Below are 13445 nucleotides of genomic sequence, written 5' to 3'. Positions count from 1 at the left end.
CGCATATGTCCCGTGCCGTAGGCATCGACCTGGGAACCACCAACTCGGTCGTGGCCGTCCTCGAAGGTGGCGAGCCCACCGTCATCGCCAACGCCGAGGGCTTCCGCACCACCCCGTCCGTCGTCGCGTTCACCAAGGACGGCGAGGTGCTCGTCGGCGAGACCGCGAAGCGCCAGGCCGTGACGAACGTCGACCGCACCCTCGCCTCCGTCAAGCGCCACATGGGCACCGACTGGACCTTCGCCGTCGAGGACAAGAAGTACACGCCGCAGGAGATCTCGGCGCGCATCCTCGGCAAGCTCAAGCGCGACGCCGAGCAGTACCTGGGCGAGAAGGTGACCGACGCGGTCATCACCGTCCCGGCCTACTTCAACGACGCCGAGCGCCAGGCCACGAAGGACGCCGGCGAGATCGCCGGCCTGAACGTGCTCCGCATCATCAACGAGCCGACCGCCGCGGCGCTCGCCTACGGCCTCGACAAGGGCAAGGAGGACGAGCTCATCCTCGTCTTCGACCTCGGTGGCGGAACCTTCGACGTCTCCCTCCTCGAGGTGGGCAAGGACGACGACTTCTCCACCATCCAGGTCCGCGCGACCTCGGGTGACAACCGCCTCGGCGGCGACGACTGGGACCAGCGCGTCGTCGACTACCTGGTCAAGCGCTTCAAGGACTCGACCGGCGTCGACGTCTCGAAGGACAAGATCGCGCGCCAGCGCCTCAAGGAGGCGGCGGAGCAGGCCAAGAAGGAGCTCTCCTCGAGCACCTCGACCAGCATCCAGCTGCCCTACCTCTCGCTCACCGAGAACGGCCCCGCGAACCTCGACGAGACGCTCACCCGCGCCAAGTTCGAGGAGCTCACGAACGACCTGATCGAGCGCACCCGCAAGCCGTTCACCGACGTCATCGCGGAGGCCGGTGTCAAGGTCGACGACATCGCGCACGTCGTCCTCGTCGGCGGCTCGACCCGCATGCCCGCCGTGGCCGAGCTCGTCAAGAAGCTCACCGGCGGCAAGGAGCCCAACAAGGGCGTCAACCCGGACGAGGTCGTCGCCGTCGGCGCCGCTCTGCAGGCCGGCGTCCTCAAGGGCGAGCGCAAGGACGTCCTGCTCATCGACGTCACCCCGCTCTCGCTCGGCATCGAGACCAAGGGAGGGATCATGACCAAGCTCATCGAGCGCAACACGGCCATCCCGACCAAGCGGTCCGAGACCTTCACCACGGCCGACGACAACCAGCCGTCCGTCGCGATCCAGGTCTTCCAGGGCGAGCGCGAGTTCACCCGCGACAACAAGAACCTGGGCACCTTCGAGCTGACCGGCATCGCGCCGGCGCCGCGCGGCATCCCGCAGGTCGAGGTCACCTTCGACATCGACGCCAACGGCATCGTGCACGTGTCCGCCAAGGACAAGGGCACCGGCAAGGAGCAGTCGATGACGATCACCGGCGGCTCGTCGCTGCCCAAGGACGACATCGACCGCATGGTGCGCGAGGCCGAGGAGCACGCTTCCGAGGACAAGGCCCGCCGTGAGGCCGCCGAGGTCCGCAACAACGCCGAGACCCTCGCCTACTCGATCGACAAGCTGATCAAGGAGAACGAGGACAAGCTGCCCGAGGACGTCAAGACCGAGGTCCAGGGCGACGTCGACGCGCTGAAGACCGCGCTCGCCGGCGACGACGACGCGGCCGTCAAGACCGCGTTCGACGCCCTCAACGCCTCGCAGACCAAGATCGGCCAGGCCATCTACTCGCAGGACCAGGCCGCGCAGAGCGCCCCGCAGGACGCGCCGGCCGAGGACGAGAAGAAGGACGACGAGGACATCGTCGACGCCGAGGTCATCGACGAGGACGAGCCGAAGGACACGAAGTAGCGATGGGGAAGCACAACCAGGAGCCGGACAACGGCGTGCCCGAGGACGAGCCGACCAGCGGAGCCGAGGCGGCCGAGTCCGCCCAGGACACCGAGGGCCTGATCGAGGCCGAGGGTCCCGACGTCGAGACGACGCTCTCCGACGCCGACCTCTCGTTCCTCTCCGGTCAGTCCGACGCCGAGACGCTCGCGGCCGAGCACCTCGCCGACCTCCAGCGGGTCACCGCGGAGTACGCGAACTACCGCAAGCGCACCGAGTCGAACCGCCAGGTCGACAAGGAGCGGGCGATCGGCGACGCGGTGAAGGTCATCCTCCCCGTGCTCGACGACATCGACCGCGCCGAGAAGCACGGCGACCTCGCCGAGGGCGGTCCGTTCACCGCCATCGCGCAGAAGCTGCGCGGCGGCATCGAGAAGCTCGGGCTGGTGAAGACGGGCGCCGTGGGCGACCTGTTCGACCCGAACATCCACGAGGCGATCTTCCAGCAGCCCACTCCCGGCGCCGAGACCTCCACGGTCGCGGACGTCGTCGAGTCGGGCTACTACCTCGGCGGCTCGCTGCTGCGCGCCGCCAAGGTGGTCGTCGCGGTCCCCGCCGACTGACCCGCCTCCCGCACCACTGCGGAGCCTCCGCTCCCGAGCAGGGGCCGTCCCGAGCACGGGCGGCCCCTGCCGGGTGGCGGGGGCCGCGCACCACGACGCAGGCCGCACGACGGCACGGGCCCCACGACGACCCGGGCCGCAGGACGGCACAGGCCGCACTACCGAGAAGAAAGAGGCGCATGGCCAGCCAGGATTGGTTCGACAAGGACTTCTACAAGATCCTCGGTGTCCCGAAGGACGTCTCCGCGGCGGACCTGAAGAAGACCTACCGCAAGCTCGCCCGGCAGTTCCACCCCGACTCCAACCCGGGGGACGCGAAGGCCGAGGCGCGCTTCAAGGAGATCAGCGAGGCGTACACCGTCCTCTCCGACGCCGAGCACCGCAAGGAGTACGACCAGATCCGCGCCATGGGCTCCGGCGCCCGCTTCACGGCCGGCGGCCAGCCCGGCGGCTTCGACGACGTCTTCGGCAACGTCTTCAACCAGGGTGGCGGCGGCCGCACCTCGTACAGCACTCAGCAGGGTCCGCCCGCCGGCTTCGAGGACATCCTCGGCGGCATGTTCGGCAACGCGGGCGGCGGCCGCTTCGGCCAGCCCAGCGGCGGATTCCGCGGCTTCGGCGGCCCGCAGAAGGGCGCCGACGTCACCGCCAGCACCACCATCGACTTCCGCACCGCCACCCAGGGCGACACCGTGCAGCTGCAGACCGGCGAGGGCCGCGCGCTCTCGGTCCGGATCCCGGCCGGGGTCGCCGACCAGCAGAAGATCCGCGTCCGCGGCAAGGGCCGCCCGAGCCCCGACGGCGGCGAGCCCGGGGACCTCGTGCTCACCGTCGCGGTGCGCAAGCACCCCGTCTTCGAGCGCGACGGCCTGAACCTGCGCGTCACCGTCCCCGTCACCTTCGTCGAGGCCGTCTTCGGCGCGACGATCGAGGTGCCGACCCTCGGCGGCGACCCGGTCAAGCTCCGCGTCGCGCCCGGCACCCCGAGCGGCCGCGTGCTGCGGGTCAAGGGCCGCGGCGTCGCGACCGGCAAGGGCACGGGCGACCTGCTCGCCGAGATCCAGGTCGCGGTGCCCGACCACCTGTCCGGCGCGGCGCGCGACGCCCTCGAGGCCTACGCGGCCGCCGAGCCGTCGGACAACCCGCGGGACGACATCCTGGAGAAGGCCCGCTACTAGCGCGGTCCGGTAGGAGCGCTGCCCGGTCCCGTGCGGGCCGGCCGGAGAGGAGGAGACGTGGACGAGAGCACCCCGGTGTTCGCGATCGCGGTCGCCGCCGACCTCGCCGGCATGCATCCGCAGACCCTGCGGCAGTACGACCGGCTGGGCCTCGTGCGGCCGACCCGGACGGCCGGCAAGTCGCGGCGGTACTCGATGCGCGACGTCGTGCAGCTGCGCGAGGTCGCCCGGCTCTCCTCCGAGGGTGTCTCGCTCGAGGGCATAGCCCGCATCCTCCAGCTCGAGAACCAGGTGCTCTCGCTGTCGCAGCGGGTGCGCGAGCTGGAGTCCGCGCTGGCCGACGAGCTGCTCAACCGCCCCGGCCGCCGGGTCTTCGCCGCGGGCCTCGAGGGCGACGTCGTCACCCTCCGGCACGGCACGCGCGCGCAGCGGCGGACCGAGCTCGTGGTCTGGCGGCCGCTGCCGCGCGGCGGCGGCGAGGATGCCGACACCCCCTGAACAGGGCTAGCCTGACGGGGTGCTCGGAACGGACCGGGCCGCTGAGAGGGCACCATGACTCAGGACGACCGCGGCGACGACGCCGCGACGCCGGACGCCGAGACTTCCGACTACAGCCGCGAAGACTACGCGATCCACGCGACCCGGAGCGAGCTGCCGCTCTTCGCGGACGCGGTCGCCGATCGGCGCAACGACTCCGACTGGCTCTCCTCGCTCTCGGGTGTCCTCGGCGGCACCGAGAAGGACACCGCCGCGGCCGCCGCGCAGGCGGCGCTCGAGCGCCGCGCGCGCAGGACCGACGGGCCCTGACCACCCTCCTGGGGCCGGTGGGTCTCGATACGCCCCTGCGGGGCTACTCGACCAGCAGGTGAAGGCGAGGGCCGCCGGCTACTTGCGGGCCGGGATGCGCAGGGGTGCCGGGGCGCCGAGGCGGCCGCCGCTGAGGCGCTGCAGGATCTCGGAGCCGAAGGGCACAGCGCCGACGAGACGGCGCGCGTCGACGTGCTCCTCGTCGGAGTAGCTCACGAGCACGTAGACGCCGACGACGACGATCGCGGCGATGGTGGCGACGCGGACCGGGATCTGGTCGACCGCGCCGCCTCCGCCGTCGACCGGCTCGGCGAGCGTGACGCACATCAGGAAGACCGTCGCGTAGACCGCCAGGTGCCGGTGGGTGCTGCGCCAGGGCCGTGAGAGCGCGGCGATCGGCAGGATCCACAGCGCGTACCACGGGTGGATGGCGGTCGACGCGGTGACGAAGGCCAGCAGCGCGCCGGTCAGGCGGGCGAGCGGGTCGATCGCCCGTCGCGACAGCATCAGTGCGCCGGCGATCAGCCCGGCGGCGAGCAGGGCGAGCATCTTGACCACGGCGATCGCCGTCGCCGGGTCGTGGCCGGTCATCTGCACGGCCGTGGAGACCGCGACGACGACCGCGGACATCGGCGCGTACCAGTGCAGGATCGAGCCGGGCACGATCATCGCGCCGATCCAGCCCACGCCCACGCCCGCGGCGAGGCCGATCGCGACCACGACGGCGAGCGCGCCGGCGCCGCTCCAGGCCCAGGCGCGGATCCGCTCGCGCAGCGTCGCGTCGTGGCGGAGCCAGAGCAGCGCGAGCACCGGCAGTGCGAGGACCGCCACCGGCTTGACCGCGATCGCCGCCCCCATCAGCAGCACCGCCGCCACCCGGCGGTCGGTGTGCCCGTAGTAGAGCGAGGCGAGGATCAGCGCGATCATCACCGAGTCGTTGTGCCCGGCGACGACGAAGAGGACGAGGGTGAGCGGGTTGGCGACGAGGCTCCAGGCGGTGAGCGGGACGGACAGCCCGCGCAGCCGGGCGAGCCGGAGCGCGTAGACGGCGCTGACCGCGACCCCGGCGACGGAGAGCGCCCGGAGCATCGCGATCGAGAGCTCGGGGAAGGTCCAGCCGGCGACGTGCACGGCGGTCTGCTCGGCGAGCAGGTAGAGCGGGCCGTAGGGCGTCGGGGTGTCGGCCCAGCGCGGATCGACGCCGAGGGCGAACCAGCCGGGGAGGGTGGCGACCCCGCTGGAGTACGGGTTCACGCCGGCCGTCATCAGCCGGCCCTGCGCGACGTAGGAGAACATGTCGCGGCTGAACAGCGGGACGGCGAGCAGCAGGGGAGCGGCCCAGGCCAGCGCGGCGACCAGGATCGCCCGGACCGAGCCGGGCCGGTCGTCCAGCGCGACCGCGCGCAGGCGCAGCCAGGCGACGAGCAGCAGGATCCCGCCGCCGACGACGGCGACGACGCCGAGCTCGGTGGCGCCGGCGGAGGCGCGCAGTGCCGCGATCAGCGGCCAGCTCCGGATCGGCGAGTCGAGCGGCAGGTAGCCGACCGCGAGGGAGCCCGCGAGGATCGCGAGCGAGCCGATCAGCCCGACCGCCAGGGGCGCCGCCGTCGACAGCAGCGGCGCGCGCAGGCGGATGCCCTGCGTCCGGACTTCGTCCGGTCGTCGTGTCGTCCCCCGAGTCACCATCCCGGCCACGCTAGGGGACTCGAATCGGAAAGCGGTGGACAGGCGGTGAACGGTTGACCAGCGGACTCTCAGGCGTTAGCGGAGTCCGGCGCGGCCTCGGCGAAGCGGATCTGGTTGCCGAACGGATCGATGAGATCGAGCGCGAAGCCGAACGGCGACCGGGTGATCCGCGGATTGAGGTACGGGTACTCCTTCGAGTCGAGCTCGGCGTGCAGCTCGCGCACCCCGCGGAGGGCCACGTGCACCGCCGCTCCGGGACTCCCGTCGCGGTGGTGCTCGCTCAAGTGCAGCCGCAGACCCGACCTCGAGACCTGCAGGTAGAGCGGTGCGTCGCGCGAGGCGCGGTGCTCCCAGTCGACCGTGAAGCCGAGGTAGTCGACGTAGAACTCGCCCGCCTTCGCGACGGAGAAGATCCTCAGGATCGGCACAGCCGCCTCCAGCCGGACCGCTTCCAGGCGCGGAACGTCGCCTCCGGTCGGATGGTCTCTGGCGCGTCGTCTCGTCTCCACGCCACGAGGCTAGCCGCCCGCGCGAGGGCCGCTCGCCAGCGGCGTCGGCCGACGCCGCTCCGCTCAGTCGAGGAGGCCCCGCTCAGTCGATGAGGCCCCGCTCAGTCGATGAGGTCCAGGGCGCGCAGCCGCTCGAGCGTGTCGACCCCGGCGGGCGGGCAGCGGTGCGCGTCGGCCCCGGTGATCCAGTGCAGCGCGTCGATCTCGCCGCTCGCGCGCGGCTCGCCGGCGAGCTCCGCGGCGAAGACGGTCATGTGCACCTCCCGCCCCTCCGGCTCGCCGTGCGCCTGGGTGCGGACGGTGAAGAGCTCGCGCAGGGCCGTGGGCGCGGTGCCGAGCTCCTCCTCCGTCTCGCGCGCCGCCGCCTCGGCGCTCGTCTCGCCCGGGTCGACCTTGCCGCCCGGGAGGTAGACGACGTCGCGTCCGCGGGCCGTCACCATCAGCACGCGGCGCTCGCGCAGGACGGCGACCGCGGAGACGACGAGGGGAGGGAGGCTGCTCATCCCGCCATCATGCCCGCGGACGGACCCCGCCGCGGTCGGCCGCCGGGCCCGCGGCTACCATGGACGCACACCAGAAGGACGCGCGCAGCCGGCGCGCGCCAGGGCCCCGTGCGCCCGAACAGCTAGGAGCTCCCCGTGGCAGAACCCACCACCCTCGACAAGGTCGTCACCCTCGCCCAGCACCGGGGGTTCGTCTTCCCCTCCGGCGAGATCTACGGGGGCACCCGCTCCGCCTGGGACTACGGCCCCCTCGGCGTCGAGCTCAAGGAGAACATCAAGCGCCAGTGGTGGAAGGCGTTCGTGCAGGGCCGCGGCGACGTCGTCGGCCTCGACTCGGCCGTGATCCTGCCGACCGCGATCTGGAGCGCCTCCGGTCACGTCGGGGTCTTCTCCGACCCGCTGACCGAGTCGCTGATCACCCACAAGCGCTACCGCGCGGACCACCTCTTCGAGAAGTACGAGGAGGTCAACGGGCACGCCCCCGAGAACGGCCTCGCCGACATCCCGGACCCGGAGCACCCCGACAAGATCGGCCAGTGGACCGAGATCAAGCAGTTCTCCGGGTTGATGAAGACCTACCTCGGCGTCGTCGACGACGAGTCGGGGCTGCACTACCTCCGCCCCGAGACCGCGCAGGGCATCTTCACCAACTTCGCCAACGTGCTGCAGAGCGCGCGCAAGAAGCCGCCGTTCGGCATCGGCCAGATCGGCAAGGCGTTCCGCAACGAGATCACCCCCGGCAACTTCATCTTCCGCACCCGCGAGTTCGAGCAGATGGAGCTCGAGTTCTTCGTCGAGCCCGGCACGGACGAGGAGTGGCAGGAGACCTGGATGCAGCTGGCCTGGGACTGGTTCGTCGACCTCGGGATCTCGCCGGAGAACATCCGCCAGTTCGAGCACCCGAAGGACAAGCTCTCCCACTACTCCAAGCGCACCGTCGACATCGAGTACCGCTTCAGCTTCGCGTCGGGCGAGTGGGGCGAGCTGATGGGGGTCGCGAACCGCACCGACTTCGACCTCAAGACGCACATGGAGCACTCCGGCAAGGACCTCTCCTTCTTCGACCAGACGAAGAACGAGCGCTTCGTGCCGTTCGTGATCGAGCCGTCCTTCGGCCTGACCCGCGCGCTGATGGCGTTCCTCGTCGACGCCTACGAGGAGCAGGAGCTGCCGCCGAACGCGAAGGGCAAGGTCGAGACGCGCACCGTGCTGCACCTCGACCCGCGTCTCGCGCCGGTGAAGGTCGCCGTGCTGCCGCTCTCGCGCAACGAGGCGCTCTCGCCGCTCGCCCGCGAGGTCGCCGACCGGCTCCGCGCGCTCTGGAACGTCGACTTCGACGACTCCGGCGCGATCGGCCGACGCTACCGCCGCCAGGACGAGATCGGCACGCCCTACTGCGTGACCATCGACTTCGACTCGCTCGAGGACAACGCGGTGACCGTGCGCGACCGCGACACCATGAAGCAGGAGCGCATCCCGCTCGACCAGCTGGAGACCCACCTCTTCACGGGCCTGCGCGGCGCCTGACCCTTCTCGCGAGAGGCCACTTGTGCCCGCCTCCCCCGGCGTGTCGCGTGCACACGTGGCATCTCGCGGAGGGCGTCAGCGCTCGCGGGCGAGGAGGGCGTAGACGAGGGTCGAGGTCCACTCGCCCTTGCAGTACTCGTCGTCGAGGTGGTGCGCCTCGAGGCGCAGGCCGAGTCGCTCGCAGAGGCGGGCGGAGGCGGTGTTGCGCGCGTCGAGCTGTGCGACGATCCGGTGGGCGCCGAGCCGGTCGAACGACAGCTCGATCAGGGCGCGGGCGGCCTCCGTCGCGAAGCCCTGCCCCTGCGCCTCCGGGTGCAGGACCCAGCCGATCTCGACGCCGGCCTGCTCCGTCGAGGTCGCGATCAGCGTGAGATCCCCGACGACCCGGTCGGCGAGCGGCCCGGAGCGCGGCACGATCGCGAGCACGACGACGTCACCGTCGGCCGCGAGCCGGTCCGACGGCAGCCGGACGGCCAGGTGCGCGCGCGACTCCTCGGGGGTCCGCACCGGCCAGCGCAGATAGCGGACGGCCTCCGGGTCGCCCTGGTAGCGGGCGTGGTCCTCGGCGTCGTCGAGCGAGAGCGGACGCAGCAGCAGCCGCTCCGTCTCGATCGGCTCCGCCTCGTACGGGAGCCGGAGCGGCGTCACGCCGAGGCCGCGGACGCGCCGCCGGCCTCGAGCGGGCGGGCGGCGGTGCGCTCGGCCGGCACCTCGATGCCGAACAGCGCCTCGAGGCCGGTGAGGTACGCCTCCTGCTCGCCGGCGCGGGCATAGTCCCGGGCGCGGACGCTCGGGGTGTGCAGCAGCACGCCGGCCAGGTGCCGCAGCGCCTGCTCGGTGCGGCCGTCCTCGTCGCCGCGGGAGCGGGCGCGCTCGATCTCGGCGTCGAGCGCGTCGAAGACGTGGGCGCGGAGGGCGACCACGGCGGGGGTGAGGCTCTTCTCGTCGGCGACGTCGGAGAACTTGCGGACGGCCTTGTCGACCAGGGCGCGCGCCTGGGTCGACGCGTCGAGCACGTCGAGCGGGGCGTGCAGGCTGATCGTCTCGAGGTCGAGCAGCTCGACGCCGGTCACGGTGGTGACGTCGGCGGCGACGTTGCGGGGGAGGCCGAGGTCGATGATCAGCTGGCGCTCGCGGGAGAAGCCGCGCAGGCGTCCCTCCGCGAGGATCGCCGCGTCGAGGACGGGCTCCTGAGTGGTGGTGCAGGTGATGACGACGTCGGCGGCGACGGCCTCGGTCGCCAGCTCGGCGCCGTCGATCGGGCGCAGCGCGCGGCGGGTCGCGAAGCCCTCGGCGCGGCCGGAGGGGGAGTGGACGGCGATCTCGAGCACGCCGCGGTCCCGCAGCGCGGCGACGGTCGCGCGGGCGTAGCTGCCGGTGCCGATCAGCAGCACCCGGGCGGCGCGCCAGTCGGTGATGCGGCTGGAGGCGAGGTCGAGGGCGAGGCGCACGATCGAGCGGCCGGCGCTGCCGAGGCCGGTGCGGTTCTTGATCCCGCGCGAGGTCTGCGAGGCGCGCTGGAAGAGGCGCTCGAGCTCGGAGGAGGTGGTGCCGAGGCGGCGGGCCTCCTCGAGCGAGCGGCGGACCTGGCCGGCGATCTCGCCCTCGCCGACGACGACGGACTCGAGCCCGCTGGAGACGGCGAAGAGGTGCTCGGCGACGCGGTCGCCCGAGACGACGGAGAGCGAACTGCGCAGCTCCTCCTGCTCGACGCCGGTCGCGGCGCTCACCGCGGCGGTGGCGGCCTCGACGGTCACGGCCTGCGCGGCGGTGAGCGGCTCGTCGATGTCGAGGTAGGCCTCGAAGCGGTTGCAGGTGGCGACGACCACGGCACCCGAGACGAAGTCGATGCCGTCCGAGAGCGCCGACGCGACGGCGGAGGAGTCGACGGAGAGCTTCTCGAGGAGATCGAAGCTGGCGTTCTTGTGCGACGCCGTCAGACACAGAAGCACCAGGGCAGTCTACCCGGGGCGTCCGGGGGTCGGCCGCGGTCCTGGGGAAGACTGCACGAATGCTCCCGGATCAGCGGGGCCTGGAATAATGCCGCGGTGACCTCCCCCATCGCCGGCCTGCTCGATCCGCTGCACCCGCTCGCCTCCGGGCGCACGGCCGACTCCTCCCTCCTGCGGGCCTACCGCTCCGATCGACCGGAGTCGACGCCCGTCTGGTTCATGCGCCAGGCCGGTCGCAGCCTGCCCGAGTACCGGGCGCTGCGCACCGACACCCAGATGCTCGACGCCTGCCTCGACCCGGCGCTCGCGAGCGAGATCACCCTGCAGCCGATCCGCCGTCACGGCGTGGACGCGGCGATCTTCTTCAGCGACATCGTCATCCCGCTGCGCCTCGCGGGCGTGGCGGTCGACATCGTCCCCGGGCGCGGACCCGTTCTCGAGAAGGCGGTGCGCACCGCCGCGGACGTCGACGAGCTGGTCGCGCTCGATCCGGCCCTGCTCGACGAGACGCTCGAGCCGATCCGCGAGGGCGTCCGCCGCACGGTCGAGGGTCTGCGGGAGATCGGCGAGGGCGGGACGCCGCTGATCGGCTTCGCCGGCGCCCCCTTCACCCTCGCGGCCTACCTCGTGGAGGGCGGGCCGTCCAAGGACCACATCCGCGCCCGCACCCTGATGCACGCCGACCCGGAGGCCTGGGCCCGGCTGATGGAGTGGACCGCCGAGGTCACCGGCCGCTTCCTCCGCGCGCAGGTGCTGGCCGGGGCGAGCGCCGCGCAGCTCTTCGACTCCTGGGCCGGCGCGCTGTCCCTCGCCGACTACACGGCGCACGTGGCTCCCGCCTCCTCGCGGGCGCTGACCCACGTGCGCGACCTGGCCTACGACCACGGCGAGATCCGCCGGAACGTGCCGATCGTGCACTTCGGTGTCGGCACCGGCGAGCTGCTCGGCGCGATGCACGGGATCGGCGCGGACGTCGTCGGCGTCGACTACCGGATCCCGCTCGACGAGGCGAACCACCGGCTCGGCGGCTTCGTCCCGGTGCAGGGCAACGTCGACCCGGCGCTGCTCTCCGCCCCGTGGGAGGTGCTGGCCGGGCACGTCGACGACGTCCTCCGCCGCGGCACCAGCGCGCCCGCGCACGTGCTCAACCTCGGCCACGGCGTGCCGCCCGAGACCGACCCCGACGTGCTGACGCGCCTGGTCGCGCACGTGCACGCCTGGCGGCCATGACGGAGGGGAACAGCACCGAGGGGCACGGCACCGGGGCCGGCGCCGACTACGACGTCGCGGTCGTCGGCGGGGGAGTGGCGGGGCTCGCCGCCGCCGCCGAGTGCCTGCGGATCGGCCTGCGCGTGGTGGTGCTCGAGGCGGGCGACGCGGTCGGCGGCTCGGTCGCCCCGCTCGAGATCGCCGGAGCCGTCCTCGACGCCGGCGCCGAGAGCTTCGCCACCCGCGGCGGTCACGTCGAGAAGGCGCTCGCCGCGCTCACCCTCGACGGCCGGCCGCTCGCCGAGTCGATCGTCGAGCCGCGGACCGGCGGATCCTGGCTGCACCTCGCGGGCGGGCGCTCCGTCCCCTCCCCGCGCGCCGGGATCCTCGGCATCCCCGGCACCCCGCTCGCACCCGACGTCGTCCGCGCGATCGGCCGCCGCGGCGCCGCGCGCGCCTGGCTCGACGCCGTGATGCCGGTGCTGCGGATCGGCCGGGCCCACTCCCTCGCCGAGCTGGTGCGCACCCGGATGGGGCAGCGGGTCCTGGACGATCTCGTGGCGCCCGTCGTCTCCGGCGTCTACTCCAGCCGCCCCGAGGACATCGACGTCGACGCGGCGGCCCCCGGGCTGAACGGGGCGATCACCCGGGCGGGCTCGCTCGCCGGCGCGGTCGCCGCCCTGCGCGCGAACCTCCCGGCCGGCGTGGCCGTCCGCGGGATCGACGGCGGGATGCACCGGCTGGTCGCCGCGCTCGTCGAGCGGATCGACTACCTCTCCGGCGAGATCCGGGTGCGGACCGGCGTGACCCGGCTCGAGGGCGACGGCGAGCCGTTCCTGCTCACCCTCGGCGACGGCGCGGTGCTCAGCGCCCGCGCGGTAATCGTTGCGACGCCGGAGCGCGACGCGCGCGAGCTGCTCGCCGGGATCGTCCCCGCCGTGCGCGACGAGGCGGCCGAGGTGCTGCACGACTCCGTCGAGCTGGTCACCCTCGTCGTCGACGACGCCCGCCTGGACGCCGCCCCGCGCGGCTCCGGCGTGCTCGTCGCGCCGACCGCCCGGGACGTCACGGCGAAGGCGATCACCCACGCCACCGCGAAGTGGGCCTGGCTGGCGGCCGGCCTGCCCGCGGGACGGCACGTCCTCCGCCTCTCCTACGGGCGCCCGGGCGAGCATCCGCCGCTGGAGGGCGCGAGCGACGCCGAGGCGGCCGCGACCGCCCTGCGCGACGCGTCGATCCTGCTGGGGATCGAGCTCGACCCGGCGACCCTCGTCGACTCGGCCCGGGTGCGCTGGGCGAACGTCCGCCCGGCCGCGGCGCTCGGCCGCCGCGCGCACCTGGAGGCCTTCCGCGCGGCGCTCGCCCCGGTCGCCGGGATCGCCGTCACCGGCACCTGGCTCGCGGGGACCGGGCTGGCCTCGGTGCTCCCGCACGCCGCCGAGACCGCCGCTCTTATCCGCCGCCGACTGGTGCGTCAAGGCGTCGGCATACCGCGCGAAGAATATGACGGCGACGGCTACTCTGGGTCGGAGGCTCCCGCATGACTGCGGCGTGCCCCGACACGAGTGGTCATCGACCGCGTGAACGAGCCGCGAGAGCGGCCC

At 73.0% G+C, this 13445-nt stretch carries 13 protein-coding genes; 8 read left to right on the top strand and 5 right to left on the bottom strand.

Going from position 1 to position 13445, the window contains the following annotated elements; translation table 11 throughout:
- Positions 1–5: 5 nt before the first annotated feature.
- The 5 genes from dnaK to MT353_RS04825 all read left to right on the top strand — a co-directional run bounded on the left by dnaK (position 6) and on the right by MT353_RS04825 (position 4455).
- Positions 6–1868 carry a molecular chaperone DnaK gene (dnaK, locus tag MT353_RS04845; protein ID WP_123444861.1) on the top strand — a complete coding sequence of 621 codons (1863 nt, stop codon included), beginning with the start codon at positions 6–8 and terminating at the stop codon, positions 1866–1868.
- Positions 1869–1870: 2 nt separating this feature from the next.
- Positions 1871–2470, top strand: coding sequence for a nucleotide exchange factor GrpE (locus MT353_RS04840; protein ID WP_123444862.1), 600 nt, complete (start codon positions 1871–1873; stop codon positions 2468–2470).
- Between the two features lie 179 nt (positions 2471–2649).
- Positions 2650–3648: a DnaJ C-terminal domain-containing protein gene (locus MT353_RS04835; RefSeq protein ID WP_243600434.1), complete on the top strand. Its 999-nt coding sequence runs from the start codon at positions 2650–2652 to the stop codon at positions 3646–3648.
- Between the two features lie 57 nt (positions 3649–3705).
- On the top strand, positions 3706–4146 hold the full coding sequence (locus MT353_RS04830; RefSeq protein ID WP_123701775.1) for a heat shock protein transcriptional repressor HspR: 441 nt from the start codon (positions 3706–3708) through the stop codon (positions 4144–4146).
- Between the two features lie 54 nt (positions 4147–4200).
- A complete protein-coding gene (locus MT353_RS04825; RefSeq protein WP_243600435.1) occupies positions 4201–4455 on the top strand; it encodes a hypothetical protein in 255 nt (84 codons plus the stop codon).
- A 78-nt stretch (positions 4456–4533) separates the two neighbouring features.
- On the opposite strand, the gene mptB is transcribed toward MT353_RS04825, so the two are convergent.
- From mptB to MT353_RS04810, 3 genes are all read right to left on the bottom strand, one after another.
- Positions 4534–6141, bottom strand: a complete 1608-nt coding sequence (gene mptB, locus MT353_RS04820; protein WP_243623711.1) for a polyprenol phosphomannose-dependent alpha 1,6 mannosyltransferase MptB — start codon at positions 6139–6141, stop codon at positions 4534–4536.
- A gap of 68 nt (positions 6142–6209) precedes the next feature.
- Positions 6210–6650 (bottom strand): glyoxalase superfamily protein, encoded by a 441-nt coding sequence (locus MT353_RS04815; protein WP_260311744.1) that lies wholly within the window; start codon positions 6648–6650, stop codon positions 6210–6212.
- A gap of 101 nt (positions 6651–6751) precedes the next feature.
- Positions 6752–7153 (bottom strand): NUDIX domain-containing protein, encoded by a 402-nt coding sequence (locus MT353_RS04810; protein ID WP_243600438.1) that lies wholly within the window; start codon positions 7151–7153, stop codon positions 6752–6754.
- Positions 7154–7288: 135 nt separating this feature from the next.
- Between MT353_RS04810 and MT353_RS04805 the strand changes: the two genes are divergently transcribed.
- Positions 7289–8680, top strand: coding sequence for a glycine--tRNA ligase (locus MT353_RS04805; protein WP_123444868.1), 1392 nt, complete (start codon positions 7289–7291; stop codon positions 8678–8680).
- A 75-nt stretch (positions 8681–8755) separates the two neighbouring features.
- Here MT353_RS04805 and MT353_RS04800 read toward each other — a convergent pair whose 3' ends face one another.
- Both MT353_RS04800 and MT353_RS04795 read right to left on the bottom strand, forming a co-directional pair.
- Positions 8756–9328, bottom strand: coding sequence for a GNAT family N-acetyltransferase (locus MT353_RS04800; RefSeq protein WP_243623710.1), 573 nt, complete (start codon positions 9326–9328; stop codon positions 8756–8758).
- Complete coding sequence (locus MT353_RS04795) at positions 9325–10632, bottom strand: glutamyl-tRNA reductase (RefSeq protein ID WP_243623709.1); 1308 nt, start codon at positions 10630–10632, stop codon at positions 9325–9327. The genes MT353_RS04800 and MT353_RS04795 overlap by 4 nt, the downstream gene beginning before the upstream one ends.
- Before the next feature lie 96 nt (positions 10633–10728).
- On the opposite strand from MT353_RS04795, the gene hemE reads away from it, so the two are divergent.
- Positions 10729–11862 (top strand): uroporphyrinogen decarboxylase, encoded by a 1134-nt coding sequence (gene hemE, locus MT353_RS04790; protein ID WP_243615242.1) that lies wholly within the window; start codon positions 10729–10731, stop codon positions 11860–11862.
- Positions 11859–13385 carry an NAD(P)/FAD-dependent oxidoreductase gene (locus MT353_RS04785; protein ID WP_243615243.1) on the top strand — a complete coding sequence of 509 codons (1527 nt, stop codon included), beginning with the start codon at positions 11859–11861 and terminating at the stop codon, positions 13383–13385. The genes hemE and MT353_RS04785 overlap by 4 nt, the downstream gene beginning before the upstream one ends.
- The last annotated feature ends 60 nt before the right edge of the window (positions 13386–13445 follow it).

The organism is Rathayibacter sp. VKM Ac-2927, from assembly GCF_022815525.1.
Classification (GTDB): Bacteria; Actinomycetota; Actinomycetes; order Actinomycetales; family Microbacteriaceae; genus Rathayibacter; species Rathayibacter festucae.
This window is presented reverse-complemented; position numbering and strand designations above follow the sequence as displayed.

Coding starts and splice junctions, on each gene's coding strand:
- MT353_RS04785 (WP_243615243.1), top strand. CDS start 11,859: ATGACGGAGGGGAACAGCACCGAGGGGCACGGCACCGGGGCCGGCGCC.
- MT353_RS04835 (WP_243600434.1), top strand. CDS start 2,650: ATGGCCAGCCAGGATTGGTTCGACAAGGACTTCTACAAGATCCTCGGT.
- MT353_RS04825 (WP_243600435.1), top strand. CDS start 4,201: ATGACTCAGGACGACCGCGGCGACGACGCCGCGACGCCGGACGCCGAG.
- MT353_RS04810 (WP_243600438.1), bottom strand. CDS start 7,153: ATGAGCAGCCTCCCTCCCCTCGTCGTCTCCGCGGTCGCCGTCCTGCGC.
- dnaK (WP_123444861.1), top strand. CDS start 6: ATGTCCCGTGCCGTAGGCATCGACCTGGGAACCACCAACTCGGTCGTG.
- MT353_RS04840 (WP_123444862.1), top strand. CDS start 1,871: ATGGGGAAGCACAACCAGGAGCCGGACAACGGCGTGCCCGAGGACGAG.
- mptB (WP_243623711.1), bottom strand. CDS start 6,141: ATGGTGACTCGGGGGACGACACGACGACCGGACGAAGTCCGGACGCAG.